The sequence below is a fragment of the Streptomyces sp. G7(2002) genome, assembly GCF_028870195.1.
Classification (GTDB): Bacteria; Actinomycetota; Actinomycetes; order Streptomycetales; family Streptomycetaceae; genus Streptomyces; species Streptomyces nigrescens.
Genome location: NZ_CP102609.1, coordinates 6,422,638 through 6,448,315 on the forward strand (window position 1 = coordinate 6,422,638; position 25,678 = coordinate 6,448,315).

Genomic DNA, 25,678 nt, shown 5'->3' on the forward strand with positions numbered 1-25,678 from the left:
GGCACGGGTGGGTTTCCCGCGCTCCCTTGCAGGTCCCGGCCCGCCAGATGTCGGTCCGGTAACGGACCTGACAGCGACTCTTATACACCCTTGACACCCCAAAAGGTCTAGGCCAAGCTGCGGGCACTGGTCTAAACCATTAAAGACCACACCCGGCCTTGGGGGGAGAGCGCAATGAAGCGTGGGCTCATAGCGGCGACGGCGGTCGCGGGAATGCTGGTGGGTGTCGCTGCCTGTGGGTCCGGCGGCGGCGAGAAGACGGGCGCGGACGGCTTCAAGGGCCAGAAGCTGACCGTCTGGGTGATGAGCGGTTCGAATCCGGCGCAGTGGACCGAGCAGGTCTCCGCGCAGTTCAAGAAGAAGACCGGCGCCACCGTCGAGTTCAAGGTCCAGCAGTGGAACGGAATTCAGCAGAAGCTGAGCACCGCCCTTTCCGAGGAGACCCCGCCGGACGTCGTCGAAATCGGCAACACCCAGACCGCCGCCTATGCCCAGGCCGGTGCCCTGGCCGAACTCGGCGATCTGAAGAAGGAGATCGGCGCCGACTGGAACGAGGCCTTCAACAAGTCGTCGCTCGTCGACGGAAAGCAGTACGCACTGCCGTGGTTCGCCGGAAACCGTGTGGTGATGTACAACAAGAAGATCTGGGCCGAGGCCGGCCTCAAGGGCACCCCCAAGACGCGCAACGAGCTCTTCAAGGCCTTTGACGCCATCAAGAAGAAGACCGACGCCGCGCCGCTGTATCTGCCCGGCCAGAACTGGTACTTCTTCGACGGCCTGACCCTCGGCACCGGTGCCGACCTGGTGAAGCGGCAGGGCGGCAAGTGGGTCTCCAACCTCGGCGACCCCAAGGTCGCCAAGGCCATGGACATCTACAAGCAGTACCAGGCCTTCAGCACCGCCCCCAAGAACAAGGACGAGGCCACCCCGCAGCAGGGTGAGGTCTTCGCCAAGGGCCGGACCGGCGCCGTCATCGCCATGGGCTACGAGGCCGCCACCGCCCTCAAGGCCAACCCCGGGATGAAGAAGGACATCGGTTTCTTCACCATCCCCGGGGAGACCGCGGACAAGCCGGAGGGCGTCTTCCTCGGCGGCTCCAACTTCGCCGTCGCCGGAATGGGCAAGAAGCAGGAACTCGCCAAGGAATTCCTGAAGGTCGCGCTGTCCAAGCAGAACGACCGGCAGATGGTGAAGGAATCCGGCTGGACTCCGAAATCCCCTGACCTGGCCGATGCCGGAAAGGAGAATCCGGCCGTGGCGGCCGCCGCGCCCGCGGCGGAGAAGTCCGGGGGCACCACCCCGCTGATTCCCCAGTGGGCCGCGGTGGAGAACCTGCCGAACCCGATCAAGAGCTATATGACCGCCGTGCTGGGCGGTAAGTCCCCGGCCGATGCCGCCAAGGACATCGAGTCCGAGATCAACGCGCGACTCGCCAAGCAGTAACGGACGCCCGGCGGGCCCGCGCGCGGACCCGCCCACCGGCACCACCGGGCGGTGTGCCGGCCGGCCGTCCGCGGCCGGCATGTGTGCACCGCGGAGGCACCGAGGTCTGACGGGATACGAGGGGGAGCAGGGGCCATGGCAGTGCAGCTCGACGGCGTGGTGGACCGGCCCGCGCCGCGGACCGGCAAGGGCGGCGCACCGCCCACCCGGCGCGGCGGAGGCAGCCGGCGGGCCGCGCGCGGCGCCCCCTACCTCCTGCTGCTGCCGGCCCTGCTCGCGACCGCGGTCCTCCTGGGCTGGCCCATGGTCCGCAACATCCTGCTCTCCTTCCAGAACCTCAATATGAAGGAGCTGATCCAGCACCTCACCGACTGGCGCGGGTTCGGCAACTACCAGGAGATCCTGGGCAGTGAGCAGTTCTGGCGGGTCACCCTCCGCACCCTCGTCTTCACCGCGGTCAATGTTGTCCTGATCATGGTCCTCGGTGTGCTGATCGGTCTGCTGCTGGCCCGGCTCGGCAAGAAGATGCGGCTGACGCTGTCCCTCGCACTGGTGCTGACCTGGGCGATGCCGGTGATCGCCGCCACCACCGTCTTCCAGTGGCTCTTCGACTCCCGCTACGGCGTCGTCAACTGGCTGCTGGACAGGCTCGGTGCGCACTCCATGGCCCACTACGACTGGGTCGGCAGCCAGCTGTCGACGTTCTTCGTCATCACCGTACTGATCGTCTGGCAGTCGCTGCCGTTCGTGGCCCTCAACCTCTACGCCGCCACCACGACCATCCCCAATGAGCTCTACGAAGCGGCCAGGATGGACGGCGCCGGCACCTGGAAGGTCTTTACCTCCGTCACCTTCCCCTTCCTGCGGCCGTTCTTCCTCGCGACGACGTTTCTGGAGATCATCTGGGTCTTCAAGGCGTTCCCGCAGATCTTCGCCATCAACGAGGGCGGCCCCGACCGGCTCACCGAAACCCTGCCGATCTACGCCTTCACCGAGGGCGTCGGCAACCTCCACTTCGGCATGGGGGCCGCGATCTCCCTGCTGACGATCGTGGTGCTGCTGGTCATGACCGCGTACTACCTGCGTCTGACGGTCAAGCAGGAACAGCAAGAGGAGAACGAGCTGTGAAGCGCTCTCTCGCCGGCCGTGTCTGGCCCAACGCGACGGCGGCCGTGCTCGCCCTCGGCTTCGTCTTCCCCGTCTACTGGATGTTCAGCACGGCCTTCAAGCCGACCCGGGACATCATCACCGAGGACCCCGTGTGGTTCCCCGTCCACGGCACCCTCGAACACTTCGCGACGGCCGTGAACGCCCCGGACTTCTGGATCCTGGCGGGGAATTCGGTGCTGGTGACCGTGTTCGCCGTCGGTCTCTCGCTGGTGATCGCCCTCTGCGGGGCGTTCGCCCTGACCCGGATGCGCTTTGGGGGGCGTAAGGGCATCCTGCTGACCTTCATGGTCGCCCAGATGGCTCCCTGGGAGGTCATGGTGATCTCGATCTACCTGATCGTCCGGGACGCGGACCTGCTCAACAGCCTGCTGCCGCTCACCTTCTTCTACATGCTGATGGTGCTGCCCTTCACCCTGCTGACGCTCCGCGGCTATGTCGCCGCAGTGCCCAAGGAGCTTGAGGAGTCCGCGATGGTCGACGGCTGCTCCCGCCGCCAGGCGTTCCTCAAGGTCGTCTTCCCGCTGCTGGCGCCCGGCCTGATGGCCACCTCGCTCTTCGGGTTCATCACCGCCTGGAACGAGTTCCCGCTGGTGCTGGTCCTCAACAAGGAACCGGCCATGGGCACCCTGCCGTTGTGGCTCTCGCAGTTCCAGACCCAGTTCGGGGACGACTGGGGTGCCACCATGGCCGCCGCCTCGATCTTCGCGGTCCCGATCCTGGTGCTCTTCCTGTTCCTGCAACGCAAGGCGGTCGGCGGTCTCACCTCCGGCGCCGTGAAGGGATAACGCAGCTCATGACGCCCCTCGTACGCTCCGTACGCTCCGCCGACACCCTCACCCGCGATGCGCTCGCCGTCCTCCAGCCCGGCTTCACCGGCACCACCGCGCCCGACTGGCTGCTGCGCCGGCTCGGCGAGGGCCTGGTCTCGGTCGGCCTCTTCGGCCGCAATGTCGCCGATCCGGCACAACTCGCCGCACTCACCGGCCGGTTGCGCGCCGAACGCGAGGAACTGATCGTCGCCATCGACGAGGAGGGCGGCGATGTCACCCGCCTCGAAGTACGCGGCGGCTCCTCCTTCCCCGGCAACCATGCGCTCGGTGCCGTCGACGACACCGCCCTGACCCGCGCGGTGGCCCGCGAACTCGGCCGACGGCTGGCCGACTGCGGCATCAACCTCAACTGGGCCCCCTCCGCCGACGTCAACTCCAACCCCGGCAATCCGGTCATCGGCGTCCGCTCCTTCGGTGCCGATCCGCAGTTGGTCGCGCGGCACACCGCCGCCTATGTCGAGGGCCTGCAGTCCGCGGGCGTCGCTGCCTGCACCAAGCACTTCCCCGGCCACGGCGACACCGCCGTCGACTCCCATCACGACCTGCCGCGTATCGCCGCCGATCTGCCCACCCTCCAGGAACGCGAACTGGTGCCGTTCCGCGCCGCCGTCGCTGCCGGAACCCGCGCCGTGATGAGCGCCCACATCCTGCTGCCCGCGCTGGACGGTGAGCACCCGGCGACGCTCAGCCCGGCCGCGCTGCACGGTCTGCTGCGGGCCCCCGCCACCGAGGGCGGCCTCGGCTTCGACGGGCTGATCGTCACCGACGGGATGGAGATGCAGGCCATCTCCGCCACCTACGGCATCGAGCGCGGCAGCGTACTGGCTCTCGCGGCCGGTGCCGACGCCATTTGCGTGGGCGGCGGACTGGCGGACGAGGACATCGTGCTGCGACTGCGCGACGCCTTGGTGCGGGCGGTGCGCGACGGCGAACTGCCGGAGCAGCGGCTCGCCGACGCCGCGGCACGGGTGCGCGCCCTGGCGGGCCGGACCCGGAGCGCGGATGTGGGGGAGGGGGAGCAGGAGGGGGCCGCGCCCGCGCCCGGAATCGGCCTCACCGCGGCCCGGCGCGCCCTGCGCCTCACCGCCGCCGGCCCATACGCGCCCCTGGCTGAGCCCGCCTACGTCGCCGCCTTCACCCCCCTCGCCAATATCGCCGTGGGTGACGAGACGCCCTGGGGCGTCGCCGCCGAACTCGCCCGCCTCCTCCCGGGCACCGAGACCGCCACCTGCACCGCCGAAGCCGCCGCCGCGGCCGGCACCGCCGCGCTGGTCGACGGCCTGCTCACCGCGGCCGCCGGACGCCGCGTCGTCGCCGTGGTCCGCGACGTCCACCGCCACCCCTGGATGGCCGAAGCGCTCAGCACCCTCCTCGCCGCCCGCCCCGACACCGCGGTCGTCGAAATGGGCGTCCCCCAGGCCCCACCCCAAGGCGCCCTCCACCTCGCCACCCACGGCGCCGCCCGAGTCTGCGCCCAAGCCGCCGCCGAAGCCCTCACGGACCAGCGGCTTTCGCCCGGCGAGTGATGCCACTGCCGCTTCGCGCCGGAGACCGTCCTCCAGCACATGGCCCCCTGTCTCCACGGGGCGGAGCCCGGTGCCCGGCGGAAGACCACGCGGCCTCTACGGACGCCGGAGTCCGCCACCCGGCGCAAGCCCGGGCCGCGACTCCGCGCCTGGCGGCGGCCGAAACCTCCCCAGGGGCGGTCCGACCCTGATCCCACCGGCCAGGAGTACACCGGCCAGGCGTACACCGGCCAGGACCGGCCAGGCGTACCGGGCAGACCTAGAGGCCCTGCCAGTCCGGCTTTGCCGCGTAGGTGGCGCGGAAGTAGTCGGCGAGCTTCAGCTTGGCGGCGGCGGCCTCGTCCACGACGACCGTCGCATGCGGGTGCAGTTGCAGTGCTGAGGCCGGGACCAGTGCGGCGACCGGGCCCTCGACGGCATGGGCCACCGCGTCGGCCTTGCCCTCGCCTGTGGCGAGCAGCACCAGATGGCGGGCCTCCAGGATGGTGCCGATGCCCTGGGTGATGACGTGGTGCGGCACCTCGTCGAGGCTGTCGAAGAACCGGGCGTTGTCCTCCCGGGTCTGCTGGGTCAGCGTCTTGATACGGGTACGCGAAGCGAGCGACGAGCAGGGCTCGTTGAAGCCGATGTGCCCGTCCGTGCCGATACCGAGCAGCTGGAGGTCCACACCGCCCGCCTCGCGCAGCGCACGGTCGTACGCCTCGCAGGCGGCCTGGACATCCTCGGCCGCACCATCGGGGCCCATGAAGGACTGCTCATCGAGGCCGAGTGGCTCGACCACCTCGCGCAGGACCACCGAACGGTAGGACTCAGGGTGCCCGGCCGGCAGTCCGACGTACTCGTCGAGCTGGCAGATGCGCGCCCGTGAGGCGTCCACCGCACCGGACCGGACCTTCGCCGCCAGCGCCTCGTAAATGGGCAACGGGGTGGAGCCGGTGGCCACACCGAGCAGCGCGTCGGGCTTACGGCGCACCAGGGTGGCGATGGCCTCCGCGATCAGCTCGCCGCCCGCCACGGCATCCGGAACGATGACAACTTCCACGCTTGGCCTGCCGTTCTGGAGAATGGTCCATGTGGTATAGACCAATCTAGCAGAGGGTGACCCCTGGAACGCGTTGGCACATCCGAACGGCCGGTCAAGTTTTCCCGGTGCCCGGTGCCCGGTGCCCGGGAGCCTGGTGCCCGGGAGCCTGGTGCCTTGTGTCCGGCGTCCCGTGTCCGGCGCCCCGTGTCCGGTGTCCGACCGCCCGGTGTCCGACCGGCCGTCTGGCCGCCCCGCCGGACGGCGCTTCGTCAGAGCAGCGCGCCACCCGTCGCGTCGATCCACTGCCCCGTCACCCAACGGCTGTCGTCCGAGGCGAGGAAGGCCACGATGTCGCCGATATCGGTGGGGTCGGCGATCCGGCCCAGCGGGGATATCTCCCTGACCCGCTGTCGCGCCTCGGCATTGGACTCGCCCTGCAGCCATGCGGCATTCATATCGGTGTTCACCGCCCCGGGCGCCACCGCGTTGACCGTGATCCCGCGCGGGCCCAGATCCTTGGCGAGCGTCGAGGTGAACACATCGATCGCGCCCTTGGTCATGGCATAGGCGATCAACTCGGGCTTGGCCGCGCCCCGCGTCAGTCCGGTCGAGGTGTTGATGATCCGCCCGCCGTCCCGCAGCCGGGGCAGTGCCTGCTGGGCGATGAAGAACGGTGCCTTGGTGTTGACCGCGAAGAGGAGGTCGAAATCCTCCGCCGTCACCGACTCGATCCGCTTCAGCGTGCCGTCGGCGGCCTTGTTGATCCCGGCGTTGTTGACCAGGATGTCCAGGCCCTCGGCCTGCTCGTCGAATGCGGCCCACAGCGCTTCGGCGTCTCCTGGTACCCCCAGCTCGGCCTGGATCGCGAAGGCTTGGCCCCCGCCCGCCTCGATCGCCGAGACGGTCTCCTTGGCCGCGGTCCCGTCCCGGCCGTAATGCACACCGACCCGCGCGCCCTCCCTCGCCAGCCGTTCCGAGATGGCCCGGCCGATCCCTCTGCTGCCTCCCGTCACCAGTGCCGTCTTGCCGCTGAGCGCACTCATGGCAGTGCCCCTCCCCGATCCGTATGCGGATGTCCCGGACGTACATGGATGCGCGCCGACGTGCACCGACGCACGCGCCCCCGCACCGAGCTATTTATGTATCGCTCGCTACAGAAAAACCGTAGCACGCCTTCCGTACCGACCGCTATAAAATTTCTGCCATGGCGACCAAGGAGACGAAACAGCGCGGGCGGCCCCGGTCCTTCGACCGCGAGACGGCCCTGGAGCAGGCGGTCCGGTCCTTCTGGGAGCGGGGCTACGAAGCCACCTCGATCTCCGACCTCACCCGCGCCATGGGCATCAGCGCCCCGAGCCTCTACGCCGCGTTCGGCGACAAGCGGGCCCTGTTCGACGAGGTCGTGGTCGAGTACGGGCGGCTCTACGGAGGCTTCCTCTCCCGCGCCGTGGCCGAGGAGCCGACCGCCCGCCGGGGCGTCGAAAGGGCGCTGCGCGAGGCCGCCACCGAATACACCCTGCCCGGCCGCCCCCGCGGCTGCCTGGTCATCAGCGCCGCCCTGAACATCTCGCCCGCCTCGGCCGAAGTCGCCGACTCCCTGCGGGAGATGAGGCTGACGAACGTCAGGGCGATCGCCGCCGCCATCCGTGCGGACATCGCCTCCGGTGAGCTGCCCCCTGATACCGACGCCGGCGCGCTGGCCGCCTTCACCGGCGCCGTCATCCAGGGCATGTCCCAACAGGCGCGCGACGGTGCGGAGCGGACGGAGCTGGAGGCGATCGCCGAGCTGGCGCTCAAGGCGTGGCCGCGGAAGGCGAGCGGGGCGTCCCGCTGAAGACCCCCAGAAGCACCCGCGGGCCGCGGCGCCGGGACAGGACCCTCAACCTGTCCGGCACCGCAGCCCGGAGCTGACATCGGCCGGTCCCGTCTTGCGGGCGGGCGGCGCCCCTGTGTGCGGTAGGGGCACAGACCCGTCCTGGGACCGGTCGATCGGAGGCCTCGGCGCAGTCAGGGCAGAGAGCGCTTCGGCCTCGTTCCGCCCTCCTGTGCGGGGAGGGCGGAGGTCTTTGCTGAATTCTGGACTAGACCATTCTTACTTGTCCATGCCCGTGCAGACACAACACATACACCGTACGCCGGTAGGCTCCAAGACGTGCCCTCCATGAACGATCTCGTACGCCAGCACACCGCTCTGAGCGACACCGACCTCGAGTGGCTCCATCTGCTGGTCTCGGAGTGGCAGCTGCTCTCCGACCTCTCCTTCGCCGATCTTGTGCTGTGGGTCCCCACCCTCGACGGCACCCGCTATGTCTCGGTGGCCCAGATGCGGCCCAATACGGGCCCCACCTCCTACCAGGACGACATGGTCGGCCATCTCGTTCCCCGCGGCCGCCGCCCGATGCTGGACTCCGCCCTGGACGAGGGCCGCATCGTACGAGAGGGCGACCCGGAGTGGCGGGAGGAGGTCCCGGTACGGGTCGAGTCCATCCCGGTACGCCGCGAGGGCCGGGTGCTCGGCGTCATCGCCCGCAACACCAACCTGCTGACCGTGCGCACCCCCAGCCGGCTGGAGCTCACCTACCTCCAGAGCGCCTCCGACCTCGCCCAGATGATCGCTGCCGGAACGTTTCCCTTCCCCGGCCAGCAGGTCGACATGGACGCCTCGCCGCGCGCCGGTGACGGGCTGATCCGGCTCGACGCGGAGGGTGTCGTCCAGTACGCCAGCCCCAATGCGCTCTCCGCCTACCACCGGCTCGGTCTCGCCGCCGACCTGGTGGGCCACCACCTGGGCCAGGCCACCGCCGAACTGGCCCCCGCCCGCGGCCCGGTGGACGAGGCGCTGGTCAAGCTCGCCAGCGGCTGGGCCCCCAGGGAGTTCGAGGTCGAGGGCGAGGACGGCGTGATCCAGCTGCGCGCCATTCCGCTCAAGCCCAAGGGGACCCACATCGGTTCACTGGTCCTGCTGCGCGATGTGACCGAACTGCGACGTCGCGAGCGGGAGCTGATCACCAAGGACGCCACCATCCGGGAGATCCACCACCGGGTGAAGAACAACCTGCAGACGGTCGCCGCGCTGCTGCGGCTGCAGTCCCGCCGGATGGATTCCGAACAGGGCCGCGAGGCACTCAACGAGGCCGTGCGCAGGGTCGGTTCGATCGCGATCGTGCACGAGACGCTGTCCCAGACCCTCGACGAACGGGTCGAGTTCGACGAGATCGCGGACCGGGTGCTGGCCATGGTCGCGGAGATCTCCCCGGGCAAGGTGACCACCCGCCGTACCGGGCGCTTCGGCATCCTGGACGCCGAGGTGGCGACTCCGCTGTCGATGGTGCTCACCGAGGTGCTGCAGAACGCCCTGGAGCACGCCTTCGACCAGGTGGAGCGCGGCGTGGTCGAGGTCGGCGCGGTGCGCGGCGGGAGCCGTACCGAGCCGCGGCTGCTGGTCACCGTCCAGGACAACGGGCGCGGTCTGCCCGAGGGATTCGATCCGCATCGCGCCGGAAACCTGGGGCTGCAGATCGTACGGACCCTGGTGGAGGGGGAGTTGGGCGGAAAGTTCGACATGGTGCGGGCGCCCGAGCGCGGTACCCAGGTCATCCTCGACGTCCCCGTACGCGCCGAGAAGCAGCACTGAGCTCCGGGGCCGGCGCGGGGCGGCCGCCGCCGGCCCGGCCCTGAACAGCAGGAAGCCCCGGACCATGCGGTCCGGGGCTCAAAGCTGTTGCGATGCGATAACGACGGGGCTTGTCAGCGCCGGAGATGCATCGGGTGTACTGCGCGCTGCGGCTCGGGGGCCACGGGGTTACTGGCTCAGGCGCTGGCGTTGCGCGCCCGGTTGCGAGCTGCACGGCGCTTCATCGCGCGGCGCTCGTCCTCGCTCAGACCACCCCAGACGCCGGAGTCCTGGCCGGACTCGAGCGCCCACTGCAGGCACTGCTCCATGACGGGGCAGCGGCGGCAGACGGCCTTGGCTTCCTCGATCTGCAGCAGCGCAGGACCGGTGTTGCCGATAGGGAAGAAGAGCTCGGGGTCTTCCTCGCGGCAAACGGCGCGGTGACGCCAGTCCATGGCTGCTCCATCTCCTCGTGTGACGGGATCGTTGCTTGTGAATGTGAACGCTTTCACGAATCCCTCCACAAGTGAAGGGCCGAACTCCAGTCATGAACTGGCGCGGTCCTGTGGAATGAGGAGGAGGATTCGGGCTCTCAAGGGGGCCGGTAAAGCGGCCGTCCCGATCGCCATGAAGAGACTCGCAAACCTCGGCTGCGGATACAACCCCTTCCGGAAACTTTTTTTTGAATCCTTGGTGTCGCCTAGCTCACAGCCGTCATTCCAGGGGGTGGAAACCAGTCTAAACGTTCGAGTGAAAGGACTTTAGGCCCTACTGCTCACACAATCACACGCAGTGCACGGCGTACGCCTGTGAACGTCACACTCGTACGCAGTCCCAGGTGGTCGCCGTCCATCTGGAAGGGCAGGGGAACCTGCGAATGCAAGGTGAAGTTCGTGAGGTCGTGAAGTGAGAGGGCGTGTTTGCCGTGGGGCCCGCGCTGGGGTGTTGACGTCAGCAACTGGGTCGCGTACCGGGCCACTGCGGGCGGCGAGAGCTTGCTCAGTGCGAACAGATCCAGGGCCGTGTCGAACGAGGCGTCGGGGGACGGGTAGATCGGACGGTTGCCCAGGTAGGTCCACGGCGCGGTGTTGCAGATTATGGCCAGCGCCAGGTCCTCGACGGACTCCGTGGTGCCCTCGGTCCCGCCCGGGCGTTCGAGGGTGAGGGCGCCCGGCCGGCGGTTCGCCTCGACCAGGAACTGCCGTACGACCTGTCGCACGTACAGGGCGTGGGTCGAACGCTTGCCGCGTTCGCGCTGCTGCTCCACCCGGCCGACGACGCCGGCGTCGAAACCGAAGCCCGCGCAGAAGGTGAACCAGCGATCCGGTACGCCCTCGTCCACGCTGCCCGGGGTGCCCGCGGCCAGGCCGAGGCCGATGGTGCGCTCGCTCCCGTCGCGCAGCGCGTCCAGCAGGGCGCCGGTTGCCTCCACGACGTCATTGGGGAGGCCGAGGGCGCGGGCGAAGACATTGGTGGAGCCGCCGGGGACGACCGCCAGCCGGGGGTGGGAGTCCGGATCGGGGTCGCCGGCCAGCAGCCCGTTGACCACCTCGTTGACCGTGCCGTCGCCGCCGAGCGCCACGACCAGGTCGGTCTCCCCGCCCTCGGTGGCCTCCTGGGCAAGATCACGGGCGTGCCCGCGGTACTGGGTCTGTGCGACCTCCAGCTTGAGGTCGCTGGCGAGTGCGTGGGTCAGTACTTCACGGGTGCGGGCACTGGTGGTGGTTGCTGCGGGATTGACCACGAGAAGTGCGCGCATATGCAGCAGCGTACCTACCTGCTGGTACCGGCCTCACGCCCCGTCCGGCTCCGGGGCCTCGCCGGAGGCGGGGAGGGCCGGCGCTACCCTGCTGGGGTGAGCAGTCAGCAGAAGCAGTCCGCGTCCCGAGCCGCCGGGGCCCCCGCCGCGGCCGAGCCGACCGGCCCGCGGCCCGCCCGGCTGAGCGCCGCTGCGGCGCTCACCGCGGTCGAAGGGCTCGCCCTGGCCGCCCTCGGCGCCTACATGTTGATCATGGGTCTCGCCGGTTCGCCGGACAGTCCGCAGCAGGCGGAGATGGGCGGGCTCACCGTCCTCGCGCTCGCCCTGTTGCCGCTGGTGGCCGCCCGGGGTCTGTGGCTGCGCCGCCGCTGGAGCCGGGGTCCCTCGCTGATCACCCAGATCGTGGCGCTGCCGGTGGCCTGGACGCTGGTCAACGGTGGCGGTGCGCTGATCGCGGCCGGCATCGGGCTGGCGGTGGCCGCGCTCGTCGTGCTCGTTCTGCTGGTCAACCCGACGGCCACCGAAGCGCTGGGTATCGGGCCGCGGGAGACGCCCTGACGGCAGGGCGGACGCGCCGCCCCGGGTCCTTCGGACCCCTGGAACGCACGGTGGGCGGGGCCTTCGAAGGCCCCGCCCACCTCTTTCATGCGCCGATCACTCCTCGACGAGCAGCTTGTCGCGGAGCTGGGCGAGGGTGCGGGCCAGCAGGCGGGAGACGTGCATCTGGGAGATGCCGACCTCCTGGGCGATCTGCGACTGGGTCATGTTGCCGAAGAAGCGCAGCAGCAGGATCTTCTTCTCACGCGGCGGGAGGTCCTCCAGCAGCGGCTTGAGGGACTCGCGGTACTCCACGCCCTCCAGCGCCTCGTCCTCGGCGCCGAGGGTGTCGGCGACGGCCGGGGACTCGTCGTCCGTGTCCGGGACGTCGAGGGAGAGGGTGCTGTAGGCGTTGGCGGACTCCAGGCCCTCCAGGACCTCCTCCTCGGAGATCGCCAGATGCTCGGCCAGCTCATGGACCGTGGGCGCGCGCCCGTGCCGCTGGGACAGCTCGGCGGTCGCGGTGGTCAGCGACAGCCGCAGCTCCTGGAGGCGACGCGGGACGCGGACCGCCCAGCCCTTGTCGCGGAAGTGCCGCTTGATCTCGCCGACGACGGTGGGGGTGGCGTACGTGGAGAACTCCACGCCGCGCTCCGGGTCGAAGCGGTCGACGGACTTGATCAGGCCGATGGTGGCGACCTGGGTCAGATCGTCCAGCGGCTCGCCGCGGTTACGGAACCGCCGGGCCAGATGCTCGACGAGGGGGAGGTGCATACGAACGAGGGTGTTGCGCAGCTCCGCGCGCTCCGGGGAGCCGTCGGGCAGCTTGCGCAGCTCGTAGAACATCGCCCGGGCGCCGCTGCGGTCCTGCGGCTCCGGGGAATGCTGTTGTTCCTGCAGCTTGTCGTCGGGGGCCGGCGCATCGTGCTGATGCGCCTGCTGTCCCGGCTGCTCGCTCTGCTCCATGTGGTCCGCCCGCTCTGCCTGCTCCGCCGCATCCAACCGGCCGCCGTGGTCGTCTACGCCCACCGGATGCGGCCGGGCCTGCTGCTCGGGGATGGTCGCACTGGACGCCATCCTCCCGCCGCGTTCGAGATCTTTCACGGGGCCCCCTGTTCGGTCATGACGGTCCGGGACCGGCGCCGCGCTCCTTGTACAGACTGATAGTGACCGTTTGATCCTCGGCGACGGTGGAATCGACCTTGCCGGCCAGTGCGGAGAGCACCGTCCAGGCGAAGGTGTCGCGCTCCGGGGCGCGGCCGTCGGTCGTCGGAGCCGACACGGTGACCTGCAGTGCGTCGTCGATGAGACGGAAGACGCAGCTCAGCACACTGCCGGGGACGGCCTGTTGCAGGAGGATCGCGCAGGCCTCATCGACCGCGATGCGCAGATCCTCGATCTCGTCGAGGGTGAAGTCCAAGCGGGCTGCGAGCCCGGCCGTGGCCGTACGCAGCACGGACAGGTAGGCACCCGCAGCGGGCAGACGGACTTCCACGAAGTCCTGAGTCCCGGGCTCGCCTGCGATCTGGGACACCCTCACCTCCAAGGTGGCACAAGCTGGTTGAGCTGGAATGCGCGATATTCGCGTTGTTCGGGATATTCGCGCCGGACTTTTCTCCTCTCGGACGAAAGGAGAACGATTCGGCACGGCACATGGTTCGGCTGTGACGCTATCGCGATCTGTGGGCCGGTGTCGCCCGGAAGGAGCACGGCTGTCATCCGGACGGCGATCCGGCCCCGGTCGCCCTTCACCCTCGCTGTTACTGATTGTAAAGCCACGGGTACGGACAGTGGCTAGGGGTGTGCACTGTCAAATCGATGCCGATTACGCTCCGTTGACCCGCGAGGTGTCGGCAAGGTTGTGCAGTGCCTTTCCAGTGAGCCGGAAGACCGTCCATTCGTCCATGGGCTGAGCGCCGATCGACCGGTAAAAACCGATGGACGGTTCATTCCAATCCAGGACTGGCCACTCGAAACGTTCATAGCCACGGTCCACGCAGATCTCCGCGAGGGCCGCGAGCAGTGCCTTGCCGTGGCCGCCGCCGCGCGCCTCGGGGCGGACGTACAGATCGTCCAGATGGACACCGTGCGTGCCCGTCCACGTCGAGAAGCTCCGGAACCACAGGGCAAAGCCCACCGGGGCGTCATCGGCCTCCGCGATCAGTGCGAAGACGGCCGGCTGCGGTCCGAAGAGGGCCTCCTTGAGCTGCGGCTCGGTGGCCTGCGCGGCCTCGGGGACACGTTCGTACGCGGCCAGCTCGCCGATCATGGCCAGGATGGCGGGGACATCGCCGGGAGTCGCTTCGCGGATCATGTGTGAAGGCTAAGCGCACACCGCTGATCGCTTCACACCAGTTTCTGGTCGGTGAAGCACCAGCGCCAGGAGGCCCCCGGTTCGTGCGACCGCATCACGGGGTGGCCGGTCTCCTCGAAGTGCCTGGTCGCATGCCGGAACGGCGAGGAGTCGCAGCAGCCGACATGGCCGCAGGTCAGGCACAGCCGCAGTTGGACGGGGTGGCTGCCGACGGCCAGGCACTCCAGGCAGGTGGCGCTCTGCGGGACCGGCTCGGGGCGCGGCAGTTCGGCAACGTGCGTGCACTCGCTCATGATGGCCAGGTTAGATCGCCGGGATGGTCGGTGAAGGGTACGGGGACGGGACGGGCCGATGGCTGTCATGCCGCTGTTTTTGCTGGTCGCGGGGAGCGCGGCGGTCGCCGGCCTGGCGCGCCGCACGCCGGTCCCCGCCCCGCTGCTGCTGGTCACCGCGGGGCTCGCGGCCTCCTACATCCCCGGTGTCCCGGACTACACCCTCGATCCGCACATCGTGCTGCCGCTGGTGCTGCCACCCCTGCTGCACACCGCGGCGCTGGACAGCTCGTATCTGGGGCTGCGGGCCAATCTGCGGCCGGTGGCGCTGCTGTCGGTCGGCTATGTGCTGTTCGCGACGTTCGTGGTCGGCTATGCGGCCTATCTCGTCATCCCGGGGCTGCCGCTGACCGCCGCCCTCGTGCTGGGGGCCGTCGTCGCCCCGCCGGACGCCGTCGCGGCCACCGCCATCGCCCGCAAACTCGGGCTGCCGCACCGGATCACCACGATCCTGCAGGGCGAATCGCTGTTCAACGACGCCACCGCGATCACCGCGTACAAGGTCCTGGTGGCCGCGGCGATCGGGGCCGGCGTCACCTGGGGCGACGGGGTCAAGCAGTTCGCCGTCGCCTCCGTGGGCGGCATCGGGGTCGGTCTCGTCCTGATGGTGCCGCTGCACTGGCTGCGCGTCCGGCTGCGTGAGTCGGCGCTGCTGGAGAACACCCTCTCGCTGCTCATCCCGTTCGTCGCCTACGCGGCCGCCGAGCAGCTCCACGCCTCCGGGGTGCTCGCCGTCGTCGTGGTCGCCCTCTACCTGGGGCACCGCTCCTGGCAGGTCGACTTCGAGACCCGGCTGCAGGAGGACGCCGTCTGGAAGATGGTCTCCTTCATCCTGGAGTCCGCGGTCTTCGCGCTGATCGGGCTGCAGCTGCCGGTCGTGGTGCGCGGGCTGGAGGAGTTCGGCGCGGCGCAGGCCCTCTGGTACGCGGCCGTGATGTTCGTCGTCGTGGTCCTGTCGCGGTTCGTGTGGGTCTTTCCCGCGACGTTTCTGCCGCGGCTGCTGTCGGCCCGGATCCGTACCCGCGAACCGGAAGTCACCTGGACCGCACCGGTCATCGTCGGCTGGGCCGGGATGCGCGGGGTGGTGTCGCTGGCCATCGCGTTCTCCATCCCCTCCGCACTGCACGGCGACGGCTCCTTCCCGGCGCGCAACCTCGTGCTCTTCCTGACCTTCACCACCGTCATCGCCACCCTCGTCATCCAGGGGCTGACGCTGCCGGTGCTGATCCGCGCGCTGAAGCTGCCCGGCCGGGACACCCAGGCCGAGACGCTCGCCGAGGCGCAGGCGCAGAACGAGGCCTCGCGGGCCGCCGAGGAGCGCCTGGACGCGCTCCTCCAGGACCCGCGCAACGCCCTGCCCGGGCCCCTCGTCGACCGGTTGCGCAGCGTCATGGAGCGCCGCCGCAACTCCGTGTGGGAGCGGCTCGGCGCGCCCAACGAGATCACCGGGGAGTCCGCCGACGAGACCTACCGGCGGCTGGCCCGGGAGATGATCGACGCCGAGCGCCGGGTGTTCGTCCAGCTGCGGGACGCCCGGCGGATCGACGACGAGATGCTGCGGACGCTGCTGCGCAGGCTGGACCTGGAGGAGGCGACGGCCTACCGGGAGAGTGCCGCCTAGGGGGTGTCCGGACGGGCGAGGTGATCCGGGGCGGGTCAGGGGCCGTGGTCGGCGGCGGAGGAGGTCGGCGTCCGTTCAGGGCATGCCGGTGATCACTGCGGCCACGGTGCTGCCGGGGGTGAAGGCGCCCTCCTCGGCCAGCGTCGTCAGCCCGTACAGCAGCTTGGCGACGTAGATCCGCTCCAGCGGCAGCCCGTGCCGGTCCTCGAAGGCCGCCGCGAAGGCGTCGAGTTCCGGGGTGCGGCGGGCGTATCCGCCGCAGTGGAAGCGGTCTTCCAGCCGCCAGTCGCCGCGCGGTCCGCCGAACGCCGCGCGCTGCAGGTCCTCGACCGTCTCCTGGAGGAAGTGCGGCCGGCCGCCCTTCAGTACGGGGAAGCCCAGGGCACGCTGTCCCGGCCCCAGCCCCGCGGCGAGCCCGGCGAGGGTGCCGCCCGTTCCGCAGGCCACCGCGACCGTGTCCGCGGCCCCGCGCAGCTCCCGGCCCAGCTCCGTACAGCCCTGTGCGGCAAGGGCGTTGCTGCCGCCCTCGGGTATGAGAAGGAAGGCGCCGAAGCGGTCGTGCAGCTCGGCGAGCACCTCCGGGTCGGTCCTCCGGCGGTAGCGGGCCCGGTCGATGAAGTGCAGCCGCATCCCGTCGGCGGCGCAGCGGGCCAGCGACCAATTGAGCGGTGCGCCGGCCAGCTCGTCGCCGCGGACCACGCCGATGGTGGCGAAGCCCAGCAGCCGGCCGGCCGCGGCGGTGGCCCGCAGATGGTTGGAGTACGCGCCGCCGAAGGTGAGCAGCGCACGCTCACCCGCCGCGGCCGCGGCCCGCAGATTCGGCGCCAGCTTGCGCCATTTGTTGCCCGGAAGCTCCGGGTGGATCAGATCGTCCCGCTTCAGCAGCAGCCGTACCCCGCGACGGGTGAACGCCGCGTCCTCGACCTCCTGGACGGGGGAGGGTAGGCGCGGGCGCAGGGTGCGCGGGTCCGGCGGCGGGCCGGGGGCGGTGCTGGTCACGCGGTCCATTGTCCCGGGTGCCCGGGAGCGGGCCCGGCCCGTCCCCGCGCCGCTCACTTCAGCCGGGCGGTGATCCGGTCGCGCAGCCAGTCCACCGGGAAGCCGCGCGGATCGACCTTGCCCGGCTGCCACTCCAGATGCCCGATCACCGAGCGTCCGGTCCAGCCGTGCGCCCGGCACAGCGCGGCCGCGGCCTTCTCCAGGGCGTCCAGCTGGGCCGGCGGCCAGTCGTCGGTGCCGTCGCCGCGGTTCTCGCACTCGAAGCCGTAGAAGGCGCGGTTGCCGTCGGTGTCGGCCTCGTCGTCCGGCGGCAGCCGCTTCTCGGCGATCACCGCGCGCAGGACGTCACTGTCGCCGAGGCCCGCGTGATTGGCGCGGCCGTAGCCGACCAGATGCACGGTGCCGTCCTTGGTGATCACACCGTGGCACAGAGGGCCCGGCAGATCGGGGCGGCCGTCGTGGCAGAGCCGGACGGTGCTCTCGGCGCCGGAGGTGGCGGTGTGGTGCACCATCACCCCGTGCACCGGGCCCCACGGCCCCTTCTCGTTGCGGTTGTGCGTCTCCCAGCCGTCGATCTCCGCGACCCGGAGTCCCTCAGCGGTGAGCGCCCGGTGGAACCGGGCGGCGGACAGTGGTTCGGACATGGCCCACTCCGATGCGGACACGGCGGCCGCCCGTCGGCCGCCTCCTGTCTCGCTTGTACGGGACGGGGCCGGACGGAGGGAGCCGAACGGCATAAAACGGACCAGTCGTTCGGGGAATGTGCGAGCGGTTTCGGCCGCTCGTCGGGGCGGCGGCGGCCCGGCGGCCCCGGCGTCGCGCGCGACGCGCACCGGGGAACCGCGGCGGTCCGCGCAGGGCCTGCCCTGCCAGCCCTGCCTGCCCTGCTCCTAAGGCGCGCCCTTGTCGTGCAGGAACGCGTCCCCGTGGGCGTTGACGTGCGCTTCCAGTGTGTTGAGTGCGTCCTGGGTCGCCTCGGGTGATCCGCTGCCCCGCCGCTCGGCGAAGTACGCGGCACCCAGCTTTCTCAGCAGCTCGCTGCCGGCGCGGTTCTGCTGTACCTCGTCGACCTTCTGCTTGCCCTGTGCAAGCCCCTGCCGTGCCTGTTCCTTGGCGCGGTCGAGAAACCCTGACATGTGCCACCTCCGTGAGGTCCGTGTCGTAAGGGATCAACGGCGCGGACGGCCGTGGGGTTCCCGTGCCAGGCTGGAGCATGTGGGCGAATCGCGCGACACGAAGGGGCCACCCGGCGTATCCGGCGGGTACCGGGAGCGTGCCTCCCGGGTGGCCGGGGCGGTGCTGTGGACCCGCACCCTGCAGTCCCCGGCCCGGCCCGTGCTGCCCGACGGGTGTACGGATCTGATCTGGAGCGGGGGCCGGCTCCTGGTGGCGGGCCCGGACACCGGGCCGCAGTCCGTGGAGGGCATGCCGCCCGGTACCGCCCTTGTCGGGCTGCGCTTCGCGCCCGGCCAGGGTCCCGCTGTCTTCGGCGTACCGGCCAGGGAACTGCGCGACCGGCGGGTGCCGTTGGCGGACCTGTGGCCCGCCGGCCGGGTACGGGAGCTGACCGAGCGGCTGGCCGCCGCCGGGGCACTGGGCAGTGCGACCGGTGCCGGCCGCCTTCTGGAGGAGACCGCCGCGGCCCGCCTCCGGGAAGGCACCGGGGAGGACGGCCGGACCGCCGCCGTCGCCGCGGCGCTCGCCCGCGGCCGCCCCGTCGCCGAGGTCGCCGGAGCCGTCGCGCTCGGCGAACGCCAGCTGTACCGGCTCAGCCTGGACGCGTTCGGCTACGGCCCCAAGACCCTGGCCCGGGTGCTCCGGCTGGTGCGCGCGCTCGACCTGGCGCGCTCCGGGATGCCCTACGCACAGGTCGCGGCGCGCGCCGGGTACGCGGACCAGGCGCACCTCGCGCGCGAGGTGAAGTCGCTGGCGGGGGCCCCGATGGGGGTGCTGCTCGCCCCGGGTTAGCGTGTCCGTCATGGACTACCAGGCCGTTCTCGAGGAGGTAGCGGCCCATGCCAGGCCGTTCGTGCGACAGGGGCGGGTCGCCGACTACATACCGGCGCTCGAGCGGGTGTCAGCAGACCGTTTCGGGATCGCGGTGGCCGATATCCACGGCGATGTGTACGGGGTCGGCGACTGGGAGATCCCGTTCTCCGTCCAGTCCATCTCGAAGGCCTTCTCGCTGGCGCTGGTGATGGCGCAGAGCCATGACGGCCACGACAACATCTGGCAGCGGGTGGGCCGCGAGCCGTCCGGTACGCCGTTCAACTCGCTGGTCCAGCTGGAGGCGGAGAACGGCATCCCGCGCAACCCGTTCATCAACGCGGGCGCGCTGGTGGTCACCGACCGGCTGCAGACCCTCACCGGTGATGCCAGCACCTCGATGCTGCACTTCCTGCGGGAGGAGAGCGGCAACCCGGATCTCGCCTTCGACCAGGCGGTGGCCGACTCCGAGGCCGAACACGGTGACCGCAATGCCGCCCTGGCGCACTTCATGGCGTCCTTCGGCAACCTGGAGAACCCCGTCCCCAGCGTCATCGAGCACTACTTCTGGCAGTGCTCGATCGAGATGAGCTGCCGGGATCTGGCCGTGGCGGGCGGATTCCTGGCCCGCCACGGGCTGCGCGCCGACGGCAGCCGGCTGCTGGAGGCCCGCGAGGCCAAGCGGATCAATGCGGTGATGCTGACCTGCGGGACGTATGACGCGGCGGGGGAGTTCGCCTACCGCGTCGGGCTGCCCGCGAAGAGCGGGGTGGGCGGCGGCATCATCGCCGTCATCCCCGGCCGCTGCACGCTGTGCGTCTGGAGCCCGGGACTCGACGCCCGCGGCAACTCCGTGGCGGGCGCCGCGGCCCTGGACCACTTCACGACGCTGACCGGGTGGTCGGTGTTCTGACGGGGTTGCGGGGGTTGCGGGGGTTTCCGGCCGGGGGTCCGGGGGTTGTCCCCGGGGGGTGCAGCACGACGCTGACCGGGTGGTCGGTGTTCTGACCGGCGGCGCGGGGGCCCGGCGCCCCGCCTGCGGTTGCCGTTGTGGCCTCCGAACCGCTGGCGCATCGTGGGCGTAGGAGGTGCACCGCCATGGAGCACGAGATGCGCGCTGAGTACGAGGAAGGCGTTCTGCCGCACGCGGACACGCCGGTGAAGATCTGGCACATGGTGCGGCTGGACGGCACCACGGCGATGTGCGGACGGGAGCTGGCCCCGGCCGCCGCCACCCAGACGGCCGAGGTCTGGGGCACGCCCAAGGGCGAGCCGTTCTGTCACACCTGCGGCGCGCTGTACCTGCGCGAGCACCCCGGCGACATCGGCTAGCCGGGCGCGCCCCGGCCGCTCCTCCTGGCGCGCCCCCGGCCCCTGCTCCCAGGGGGTGTGTCCTCCTAGGGGAGCGGAGCGAACAGGTCGACCCCATGGCCGTCCGGGTCCTGTACGACGGCGTAACGCTGTCCCCAGAACGCGTCCCAGGGCGGCTTCTCGCCCGTGTAGCCGGCGTCGGTGAGCTCCGCGTAGAGCTTGTCGACCTCGGCGGGACCGGCGCACTCGAAGGCCAGCCCCGTGGGGGTGCCGCCCTGGGGCGGGGTCCAGTCCGGATCGATGGCCCGCGCGGTCTCGTACGAGTCCCACATCAGCCGCAGCCCGCCGGGGAGCGGCGCCTCGGCGTGCGGGGCGGTGTCCGCTTCGGCGGGGATGTCCAGACCGAGGCGGCGGTAGAAGGCGAGGGCGGCGGCCATGTCGGCGACGACCATGCCGATCGCCGCGAACCGCGGTGCGGAGGGTGTGGTGGGTGAGGGAGAAGTGGTCATACGGCGAGCGTAGGCAGCCCGCGGGGCCGGGTCTTGAACGAATCGGACACCGGCCCGGCCCGTCTCACGGGCAGTGGATGACCTGTCCCGCGTACGAGAGGTTGCCGCCGAAGGCGAACAGCAGCACCGGGGCCCCGGAGGCGATCTCGCGCCGCTCGACCAGCTTGGACAGGGCGAGCGGGACGGAGGCCGCGGAGGTGTTCCCGGAGTCGACGACGTCCTTGGCGACCACCGCGTTGACCGCGCCGATCCGCTCCGCGACCGGCTCGATGATCCGCAGATTGGCCTGGTGCAGCACCACACCGGCGAGATCGGCGGGGGTGATCCCGGAGCGTTCGCACACCTTGCGGGCGATGGCCGGCAGCTGGGTCGTGGCCCAGCGGTAGACGGTCTGGCCCTCCTGGGCGAACCGGGCCGGCTCGCCCTCGATGCGTACCGCACCGCCCATCTGCGGGACCGAGCCCCACAGCACGGGACCGATCCCCGGCTCCGGCGCGGCACCGACCACCGCGGCGCCCGCCCCGTCACCGACCAGCACACAGGTCGAGCGGTCGGTCCAGTCGACGACGTCGGTGAACTTCTCCGCCCCGATGACCAGTGCGTGGGTCGCGGAACCGGCCCGGATGGCGTGGTCGGCGGTGGCCAGCGCATGGGTGAAGCCGGAGCAGACGACGTTGAGGTCCATCGTGGCGGGCGCGTCCAGGCCGAGCCGGGCGGCGACCCGGGCCGCGGCGTTCGGGCTGCGGTCGTGGGCGGTGCAGGTGGCGACCAGTACCAGGTCGATGTCCTGCGGGGCCAGGCCACTGGCGGCCAGGGCCTTGGCCGCGGCGGCGGCCGCCATCGAGTCCACGGTCTCGTCCGGGGCGGCGACATGGCGGGTACGGATGCCGACGCGGCTGCGGATCCAGGCGTCGTCGGTGTCGACGATCTTGGCGAGATCGTCGTTGGTGAGCACGCCGGAGGGCTGGTAATGGCCGAGGGCCAGGACGCGTGACCCGGTCATGAGTTCCCCTGTACGTGGGTGGGCGGTATGGCCACCAGTCTCACCCCTCGGTGCCGCCCGGCGGCTGCGTGAACTGCCAAGGTTCGGTCGCCAGAACTGGAGACTGTTGTCAGAACCGGGGGTGGCCGGCCCCCTGTGCCGGGCCCGCGGGCGGCCCCGCCGAGGGGGCGCCCGCGGGCGGCGGGACGGCCCGCGCGGGGGCAGCAGCCCGCCCGATCCAACGGCAGAGCCGGGCCGTCGCACGGGTATTGCTCCGCCCGCGGGCGCGTCCCGGCAGCCGCCCGGAGTCCGGATGCTCCCGTTGGGGCACCCTCCGGACACTCTCCGTCAGGGCAGTGCCCGGAAGCGCCGCAGCCGCAGACTGTTGCCCACGACGAAGACCGAGGAGAAGGCCATCGCGGCACCGGCGATCATCGGGTTGAGCAGTCCGGCCGCGGCCAGCGGCAGCGCCGCGACGTTGTAGCCGAACGCCCAGAACAGATTGGTCCGGATGGTGCCGAGCGTCGCACGGGCCAGCCGGATGGCGTCCGCCGCGGTGCGCAGATCGCCCCGTACGAGGGTGAGGTCACCGGCCTCGATGGCGGCGTCGGTGCCGGTGCCCATGGCCAGCCCCAGGTCGGCGCGGGCCAGCGCGGCCGCGTCGTTGACGCCGTCGCCGACCATGGCGACCGAGCGGCCCTCGGACTGGAGCCGGGCGACGACCGCGACCTTGTCCTCGGGGAGCACCTCGGCGATCACCTCGTCGATACCGACCTCGGCGGCGACCGCCTTCGCGACGGCCTCGTGGTCGCCGGTCAGCAGGACCGGGGTCAGCCCCAGGGCGCGCAGCCGGCGCACCGCCTCGGCGCTGGTGGGCTTCACCGCGTCGGACACGACCAGCACCGCGCGGGCCGCGCCGTCCCAGCCGACGGTGACGGCGGTACGGCCCCGGGCCTCGGCCGCGGCCTTGGCGGCCGCCAGCCCGTGCGGCAGGGACTGGTTCCACCGGTTCAGCAGCTGCTCGCGGCCCACCAGGACGGTACGGCCCTCGACCACTCCCCGGACGCCCAGGCCCGGGACGTTCACGAAGTCCTCCGGGGCCGGCAGGGTGGCGCCACGGGACTCGGCCCCGGTGGCGACGGCGCGGGCGATGGGGTGCTCGGAGGCGTGTTCCAGCGCGCCGGCCAGCCGCAGCACCTCCGGCTCCGACACTCCCTCGGCGAGGTGGACCTCGGTCAGCGTCATCACTCCGGTGGTGACCGTGCCGGTCTTGTCCAGGACGACGGTGTCCACCCGCCGGGTCGACTCCAGCACCTCCGGCCCCTTGAGCAGGATGCCGAGCTGGGCGCCGCGTCCGGTACCGACCATCAGGGCGGTCGGGGTGGCCAGCCCCAGGGCGCAGGGGCAGGCGATGATCAGGACGGCGACGGCCGCGGTGAAGGCGGCCACCGCGCCCGCGCCGGTGGCGAGCCAGTAGCCGAGGGTGCCCAGGGCGAGCGCGATCACGAGCGGGACGAAGACCGCGGAGATCCGGTCGGCCAGCCGCTGCGCCGCGGCCTTCCCGTTCTGGGCGTCCTCGACCAGCCGCGCCATCCGGGCGAGCTGGGTGTCCGCGCCGACCCGGGTGGCCTCGACGACCAGCCGGCCGCCCGCGTTGACGGTGGCGCCGGTGACGGTGTCGCCGGGGGAGACCTCGACGGGGACGGACTCGCCGGTGAGCATCGAGGCGTCCACGGCGGAGGCGCCCTCCACCACCTTCCCGTCGGTGGCGATCTTCTCGCCGGGCCGTACGACGAAGCGGTCCCCGACGCGCAACGCGCCGATGGGGACACGGACTTCGCGGCCGTCCCGCAGCACCGCGACGTCCTTGGCGCCCAGCTCCAGCAGCGCCCGCAGCGCCGCGCCCGCCTTCCGCTTCGCGCGTGCCTCGAAGGAGCGGCCGGCCAGGATGAAGGTGGTGACCCCGGCCGCGGCCTCCAGGTAGATGGCGCCGCTGCCGTCGGTGCGGGCCAGGGTCAGCTCGAAGGGGTGGGTCATCCCCGGCATGCCCGCGGTGCCGAAGAACAGCGCCCACAGCGACCAGCCCAGCGCCGCGAGGGTGCCCATCGAGATGAGGGTGTCCATCGTGGCGGCGCCGTGCCGCAGATTCGTCCAGGCGGCCCGGTGGAACGGCCAGGCGCCGTACGCGACCACCGGGGCGGCCAGGGTCAGCGAGAGCCACTGCCAGTTGGTGAACTGCAGCGGAGGCACCATCGCCATCAGCACCACCGGGACGGTGAGGGCGAGGGAGACCAGCAGACGCTGCCGGAGCGCGGTGTGCGTCTCGCCGTCCCGGTCGTCCGCGGGGCCCCCGGCGTCGTCGGCCGGCGGTTCGGCGGCCGGCGGCTCCGGGACCGTCGCGGTGTAGCCGGTCTTCTCCACGGTGGCGATCAGGTCCGCGGCCGCGATGCCGCTGCCCTCCGCGACCGTCACCTTCGCCTTCTCGGTGGCGTAGTTGACGGTGGCGGTGACCCCCTCCATGCGGTTGAGCTTCTTCTCGATGCGGGCGGCGCACGAGGCGCAGGTCATCCCGCCGATCTCCAACTCGACGCCGTGCGCTCCGATCGCGGTGGTCATACCTGCTCCTCGGTCTGCTGGGAGTGCGTGTCTCCAAGGAGAACCATATACCCCCCTAGGGTATTCCCGGCGAGGGGCGTCACGGCGCCGCGTCCTCTTCCTCGCCCGCCGCCGCCCCCGCCGCCCGGCTCGCCCGGCCGCCCATCGCCCGCAAATACGCGGCCAGCTCCGGCGGTTCGTGCACGGTGAACTCGTGCCCCAGCAGCGCCAGCCGGACCGCCAGCCACTCCAGCGCATCGGGGGTGCTGTGCCAGCGGCAGGACGCCTCGTCGACCGGTTCTACCTCGCCCGCCGCCGGGCCGCCCAGCTTGGCGGCCACCTCCGCGGCCGGTGCGTAGACGGTCGCCACCACCCGGTGGGTCGTGGCCCTCCCCTGCATCCGCTCCCGGACGTAGGCGCCCGCGTCGGCGGCCGGCAGGGTGCGCGGCGGGGTCCGGACGCCGGTGGGGAACGGCTCGCTCAGCCGGTCCACCCGGAAGATCCGCCAGTCCTCGCGGTCGTTGTCGTACGCCACGAGATACCAGCGGCGCCCCGACGCGACCAGGCGGTGCGGCTCCACCAGGCGCTTGCTGCGGTCGCCGGCACCGGCCCGGTAGCGGAAGCGCAGCCGCTCCTGGTTGGTGATCGCCGCGGCGAGCACCGTCAGATGCTCCGGGTCGACGGTCGGGTGGTCGCCGGACGGCAGGGACACGGTGGCGGTGCCGAGCGTGCCCACCCGCCGCCGCAGCCGGGACGGCAGCACCTGCTCCAGCTTGGCGAGCGCCCGTACGGACGCCTCCTCGATGCCCTCGACGGTGTGCCCGGCGGCCGAGCGCAGACCGACCGCGATGGCCACCGCCTCGTCGTCGTCCAGCAGCAGCGGCGGCATCGCGGCGCCCGCGGCCAGCCGGTAGCCGCCCTCCGCGCCCATCGTGGCGTGCACGGGGTAGCCCAGCTCGCGCAGCCGGTCGATGTCGCGGCGGATCGTGCGGGTGGTGACCCCCAGCCGCCCGGCCAGCTCACTGCCGGGCCATTCGCGCGGGGTCTGCAGCAGGGACAGCAGATTCAGCAGTCGCGCCGATGTCTCACTCATGGGATCGATGATGCCGCTCCAAGTAGGACCGGAG

General features: G+C 71.2%; 26 protein-coding genes. 11 read left to right on the forward strand and 15 right to left on the reverse strand.

Translation table 11 applies throughout. From position 1 onward, the window contains the following. The first annotated feature begins 174 nt into the window (after positions 1-174). From NUT86_RS27430 to NUT86_RS27445, 4 genes are all read left to right on the forward strand, one after another. Complete coding sequence (locus NUT86_RS27430; RefSeq protein WP_266439419.1) at positions 175-1,443, forward strand: extracellular solute-binding protein; 1,269 nt, start codon at positions 175-177, stop codon at positions 1,441-1,443. A gap of 135 nt (positions 1,444-1,578) precedes the next feature. Further along, a complete protein-coding gene (locus NUT86_RS27435; protein WP_274738069.1) occupies positions 1,579-2,571 on the forward strand; it encodes a carbohydrate ABC transporter permease in 993 nt (330 codons plus the stop codon). Continuing rightward, positions 2,568-3,398: a carbohydrate ABC transporter permease gene (locus NUT86_RS27440; RefSeq protein WP_018089497.1), complete on the forward strand. Its 831-nt coding sequence runs from the start codon at positions 2,568-2,570 to the stop codon at positions 3,396-3,398. Before NUT86_RS27435 ends, NUT86_RS27440 begins: the two co-directional genes overlap by 4 nt. Before the next feature lie 8 nt (positions 3,399-3,406). Then, positions 3,407-4,969 (forward strand): glycoside hydrolase family 3 protein, encoded by a 1,563-nt coding sequence (locus tag NUT86_RS27445; RefSeq protein ID WP_274738072.1) that lies wholly within the window; start codon positions 3,407-3,409, stop codon positions 4,967-4,969. A 259-nt stretch (positions 4,970-5,228) separates the two neighbouring features. On the opposite strand, the gene nagB is transcribed toward NUT86_RS27445, so the two are convergent. Both nagB and NUT86_RS27455 read right to left on the reverse strand, forming a co-directional pair. Further along, positions 5,229-6,011 carry a glucosamine-6-phosphate deaminase gene (gene nagB, locus NUT86_RS27450; RefSeq protein WP_274738074.1) on the reverse strand — a complete coding sequence of 261 codons (783 nt, stop codon included), beginning with the start codon at positions 6,009-6,011 and terminating at the stop codon, positions 5,229-5,231. Between the two features lie 251 nt (positions 6,012-6,262). Then, positions 6,263-7,036 carry an SDR family oxidoreductase gene (locus NUT86_RS27455; RefSeq protein ID WP_159486242.1) on the reverse strand — a complete coding sequence of 258 codons (774 nt, stop codon included), beginning with the start codon at positions 7,034-7,036 and terminating at the stop codon, positions 6,263-6,265. A 161-nt stretch (positions 7,037-7,197) separates the two neighbouring features. Here NUT86_RS27455 and NUT86_RS27460 point away from each other — a divergent pair, with 161 nt between their 5' ends. Beyond that, positions 7,198-7,827, forward strand: coding sequence for a TetR/AcrR family transcriptional regulator (locus NUT86_RS27460; protein ID WP_274738077.1), 630 nt, complete (start codon positions 7,198-7,200; stop codon positions 7,825-7,827). Between the two features lie 327 nt (positions 7,828-8,154). Further along, a complete protein-coding gene (locus tag NUT86_RS27465) occupies positions 8,155-9,627 on the forward strand; it encodes a sensor histidine kinase (protein WP_018089502.1) in 1,473 nt (490 codons plus the stop codon). A 176-nt stretch (positions 9,628-9,803) separates the two neighbouring features. Here the strand turns inward: NUT86_RS27465 and NUT86_RS27470 are convergent, their stop codons facing one another. Next, positions 9,804-10,061, reverse strand: a complete 258-nt coding sequence (locus NUT86_RS27470; protein WP_003983230.1) for a WhiB family transcriptional regulator — start codon at positions 10,059-10,061, stop codon at positions 9,804-9,806. A 320-nt stretch (positions 10,062-10,381) separates the two neighbouring features. Further along, positions 10,382-11,365: a diacylglycerol/lipid kinase family protein gene (locus NUT86_RS27475; RefSeq protein ID WP_093643141.1), complete on the reverse strand. Its 984-nt coding sequence runs from the start codon at positions 11,363-11,365 to the stop codon at positions 10,382-10,384. A 96-nt stretch (positions 11,366-11,461) separates the two neighbouring features. Here NUT86_RS27475 and NUT86_RS27480 point away from each other — a divergent pair, with 96 nt between their 5' ends. Then, the gene (locus NUT86_RS27480) at positions 11,462-11,923 is read left to right on the forward strand and encodes a hypothetical protein (RefSeq protein ID WP_018089504.1); all 462 of its coding nucleotides are present in this window, start codon (positions 11,462-11,464) and stop codon (positions 11,921-11,923) included. 96 nt (positions 11,924-12,019) lie between these two features. Here NUT86_RS27480 and NUT86_RS27485 read toward each other — a convergent pair whose 3' ends face one another. The 4 genes from NUT86_RS27485 to NUT86_RS27500 form a co-directional block, all read right to left on the reverse strand. Continuing rightward, entirely contained in the window at positions 12,020-12,979 is a 960-nt protein-coding gene (locus NUT86_RS27485; RefSeq protein ID WP_018089505.1) for an RNA polymerase sigma factor SigF, read from the reverse strand. Between the two features lie 43 nt (positions 12,980-13,022). Next, positions 13,023-13,436 (reverse strand): anti-sigma regulatory factor, encoded by a 414-nt coding sequence (locus tag NUT86_RS27490; RefSeq protein WP_006603191.1) that lies wholly within the window; start codon positions 13,434-13,436, stop codon positions 13,023-13,025. 291 nt (positions 13,437-13,727) lie between these two features. Next, complete coding sequence (locus tag NUT86_RS27495) at positions 13,728-14,216, reverse strand: GNAT family N-acetyltransferase (protein ID WP_274738086.1); 489 nt, start codon at positions 14,214-14,216, stop codon at positions 13,728-13,730. A gap of 32 nt (positions 14,217-14,248) precedes the next feature. Continuing rightward, positions 14,249-14,509, reverse strand: a complete 261-nt coding sequence (locus NUT86_RS27500) for a UBP-type zinc finger domain-containing protein (RefSeq protein WP_018089507.1) — start codon at positions 14,507-14,509, stop codon at positions 14,249-14,251. Positions 14,510-14,567: 58 nt separating this feature from the next. Between NUT86_RS27500 and NUT86_RS27505 the strand changes: the two genes are divergently transcribed. Next, the gene (locus NUT86_RS27505) at positions 14,568-16,169 is read left to right on the forward strand and encodes a Na+/H+ antiporter (RefSeq protein ID WP_274738089.1); all 1,602 of its coding nucleotides are present in this window, start codon (positions 14,568-14,570) and stop codon (positions 16,167-16,169) included. Positions 16,170-16,244: 75 nt separating this feature from the next. On the opposite strand, the gene NUT86_RS27510 is transcribed toward NUT86_RS27505, so the two are convergent. From NUT86_RS27510 to NUT86_RS27520, 3 genes are all read right to left on the reverse strand, one after another. Next, positions 16,245-17,177, reverse strand: a complete 933-nt coding sequence (locus NUT86_RS27510; protein WP_274738091.1) for a 1-aminocyclopropane-1-carboxylate deaminase/D-cysteine desulfhydrase — start codon at positions 17,175-17,177, stop codon at positions 16,245-16,247. 44 nt (positions 17,178-17,221) lie between these two features. After that, entirely contained in the window at positions 17,222-17,812 is a 591-nt protein-coding gene (locus tag NUT86_RS27515; protein WP_274738093.1) for an N-acetylmuramoyl-L-alanine amidase, read from the reverse strand. 246 nt (positions 17,813-18,058) lie between these two features. Further along, positions 18,059-18,304 carry a hypothetical protein gene (locus NUT86_RS27520; RefSeq protein ID WP_018089511.1) on the reverse strand — a complete coding sequence of 82 codons (246 nt, stop codon included), beginning with the start codon at positions 18,302-18,304 and terminating at the stop codon, positions 18,059-18,061. Positions 18,305-18,383: 79 nt separating this feature from the next. Here NUT86_RS27520 and NUT86_RS27525 point away from each other — a divergent pair, with 79 nt between their 5' ends. The 3 genes from NUT86_RS27525 (at position 18,384) to NUT86_RS27535 (ending at position 20,486) form a co-directional block, all read left to right on the forward strand. Next, on the forward strand, positions 18,384-19,136 hold the full coding sequence (locus NUT86_RS27525) for a helix-turn-helix domain-containing protein (RefSeq protein WP_274738095.1): 753 nt from the start codon (positions 18,384-18,386) through the stop codon (positions 19,134-19,136). A 10-nt stretch (positions 19,137-19,146) separates the two neighbouring features. Next, on the forward strand, positions 19,147-20,067 hold the full coding sequence (locus tag NUT86_RS27530) for a glutaminase (RefSeq protein WP_018089513.1): 921 nt from the start codon (positions 19,147-19,149) through the stop codon (positions 20,065-20,067). 185 nt (positions 20,068-20,252) lie between these two features. Next, entirely contained in the window at positions 20,253-20,486 is a 234-nt protein-coding gene (locus NUT86_RS27535; protein ID WP_018089514.1) for a hypothetical protein, read from the forward strand. A 65-nt stretch (positions 20,487-20,551) separates the two neighbouring features. Here the strand turns inward: NUT86_RS27535 and NUT86_RS27540 are convergent, their stop codons facing one another. The 4 genes from NUT86_RS27540 to NUT86_RS27555 form a co-directional block, all read right to left on the reverse strand. Further along, entirely contained in the window at positions 20,552-20,974 is a 423-nt protein-coding gene (locus NUT86_RS27540) for a VOC family protein (protein ID WP_159486232.1), read from the reverse strand. 64 nt (positions 20,975-21,038) lie between these two features. Then, positions 21,039-21,977, reverse strand: coding sequence for a beta-ketoacyl-ACP synthase III (locus NUT86_RS27545; RefSeq protein ID WP_018087500.1), 939 nt, complete (start codon positions 21,975-21,977; stop codon positions 21,039-21,041). 327 nt (positions 21,978-22,304) lie between these two features. Further along, on the reverse strand, positions 22,305-24,572 hold the full coding sequence (locus NUT86_RS27550; protein ID WP_274738098.1) for a heavy metal translocating P-type ATPase: 2,268 nt from the start codon (positions 24,570-24,572) through the stop codon (positions 22,305-22,307). A gap of 79 nt (positions 24,573-24,651) precedes the next feature. Further along, positions 24,652-25,644: a helix-turn-helix transcriptional regulator gene (locus NUT86_RS27555; protein ID WP_274738099.1), complete on the reverse strand. Its 993-nt coding sequence runs from the start codon at positions 25,642-25,644 to the stop codon at positions 24,652-24,654. Positions 25,645-25,678 lie beyond the last annotated feature (34 nt).

Excerpts from the sequence above, each read along its gene's own strand:
- NUT86_RS27555 (WP_274738099.1), bottom strand. The coding sequence starts at position 25,644 with ATGAGTGAGACATCGGCGCGACTGCTGAATCTGCTGTCCCTGCTGCAG.
- NUT86_RS27475 (WP_093643141.1), bottom strand. The coding sequence starts at position 11,365 with ATGCGCGCACTTCTCGTGGTCAATCCCGCAGCAACCACCACCAGTGCC.
- NUT86_RS27545 (WP_018087500.1), bottom strand. The coding sequence starts at position 21,977 with ATGACCGGGTCACGCGTCCTGGCCCTCGGCCATTACCAGCCCTCCGGC.
- NUT86_RS27465 (WP_018089502.1), top strand. The coding sequence starts at position 8,155 with ATGAACGATCTCGTACGCCAGCACACCGCTCTGAGCGACACCGACCTC.
- NUT86_RS27505 (WP_274738089.1), top strand. The coding sequence starts at position 14,568 with ATGGCTGTCATGCCGCTGTTTTTGCTGGTCGCGGGGAGCGCGGCGGTC.
- NUT86_RS27455 (WP_159486242.1), bottom strand. The coding sequence starts at position 7,036 with ATGAGTGCGCTCAGCGGCAAGACGGCACTGGTGACGGGAGGCAGCAGA.
- NUT86_RS27485 (WP_018089505.1), bottom strand. The coding sequence starts at position 12,979 with ATGGCGTCCAGTGCGACCATCCCCGAGCAGCAGGCCCGGCCGCATCCG.
- NUT86_RS27515 (WP_274738093.1), bottom strand. The coding sequence starts at position 17,812 with ATGTCCGAACCACTGTCCGCCGCCCGGTTCCACCGGGCGCTCACCGCT.
- NUT86_RS27435 (WP_274738069.1), top strand. The coding sequence starts at position 1,579 with ATGGCAGTGCAGCTCGACGGCGTGGTGGACCGGCCCGCGCCGCGGACC.
- NUT86_RS27445 (WP_274738072.1), top strand. The coding sequence starts at position 3,407 with ATGACGCCCCTCGTACGCTCCGTACGCTCCGCCGACACCCTCACCCGC.
- NUT86_RS27535 (WP_018089514.1), top strand. The coding sequence starts at position 20,253 with ATGGAGCACGAGATGCGCGCTGAGTACGAGGAAGGCGTTCTGCCGCAC.
- NUT86_RS27430 (WP_266439419.1), top strand. The coding sequence starts at position 175 with ATGAAGCGTGGGCTCATAGCGGCGACGGCGGTCGCGGGAATGCTGGTG.
- NUT86_RS27540 (WP_159486232.1), bottom strand. The coding sequence starts at position 20,974 with ATGACCACTTCTCCCTCACCCACCACACCCTCCGCACCGCGGTTCGCG.
- NUT86_RS27460 (WP_274738077.1), top strand. The coding sequence starts at position 7,198 with ATGGCGACCAAGGAGACGAAACAGCGCGGGCGGCCCCGGTCCTTCGAC.
- NUT86_RS27495 (WP_274738086.1), bottom strand. The coding sequence starts at position 14,216 with ATGATCCGCGAAGCGACTCCCGGCGATGTCCCCGCCATCCTGGCCATG.
- NUT86_RS27530 (WP_018089513.1), top strand. The coding sequence starts at position 19,147 with ATGGACTACCAGGCCGTTCTCGAGGAGGTAGCGGCCCATGCCAGGCCG.
- NUT86_RS27510 (WP_274738091.1), bottom strand. The coding sequence starts at position 17,177 with ATGGACCGCGTGACCAGCACCGCCCCCGGCCCGCCGCCGGACCCGCGC.
- NUT86_RS27550 (WP_274738098.1), bottom strand. The coding sequence starts at position 24,572 with ATGACCACCGCGATCGGAGCGCACGGCGTCGAGTTGGAGATCGGCGGG.
- NUT86_RS27470 (WP_003983230.1), bottom strand. The coding sequence starts at position 10,061 with ATGGACTGGCGTCACCGCGCCGTTTGCCGCGAGGAAGACCCCGAGCTC.
- NUT86_RS27520 (WP_018089511.1), bottom strand. The coding sequence starts at position 18,304 with ATGTCAGGGTTTCTCGACCGCGCCAAGGAACAGGCACGGCAGGGGCTT.
- NUT86_RS27500 (WP_018089507.1), bottom strand. The coding sequence starts at position 14,509 with ATGAGCGAGTGCACGCACGTTGCCGAACTGCCGCGCCCCGAGCCGGTC.